This window comes from Allocoprococcus comes (assembly GCF_013300725.1).
Lineage (GTDB): Bacteria > Bacillota > Clostridia > Lachnospirales > Lachnospiraceae > Allocoprococcus > Allocoprococcus comes_A.
The window spans coordinates 1-452 of sequence record NZ_JAAIMM010000116.1 but is presented as its reverse complement, the minus strand read 5'-3'; the positions used below and the strand labels follow the sequence as shown (position 1 = coordinate 452).

Sequence of the window (452 nt, the reverse complement as noted above, 5' to 3'; positions counted from 1 at the left end):
TTTGACAAGATTCTGGCAACCATGCGTTCCAGAGGGATTTCCTGCAGTATCATCATCCAGAACATTGCACAGATGAAAGCCTTATTTAAAGACTCGTATGAGAGTCTGATCGGCAACTGCGATGAATTTTTATATCTGGGTGGAAATGAAAAAGAAGGACATAAGTATGTCTCGGAATTATTGGGAAAAGAGACATTGGATACCAATACCTACGGACAGACAAAAGGGCGTAGCGGCAGCTATTCGGTGAATTATCAGCAGACAGGAAGGGAACTTTTAACACCGGATGAAATACGGCTTTTAGATAACCGCAAAGCGATTTTGTTTATTCGTGGGGAACGTCCGATCATGGACGATAAATATGATTTAAAAAAGCATGTGAATTTCAGATACACAGAGGACGGTGGTGCATCGCCTTATGATTATGCGAAAACACCACTGGCTCACGACGA

General features: G+C 42.3%; 1 protein-coding gene. It reads left to right on the top strand.

What is annotated here, in order from left to right; translation table 11 throughout:
• A partial coding sequence (locus tag G4407_RS16325; protein WP_173689711.1) for a type IV secretory system conjugative DNA transfer family protein occupies positions 1-452 on the top strand: 452 nt, incomplete at both ends.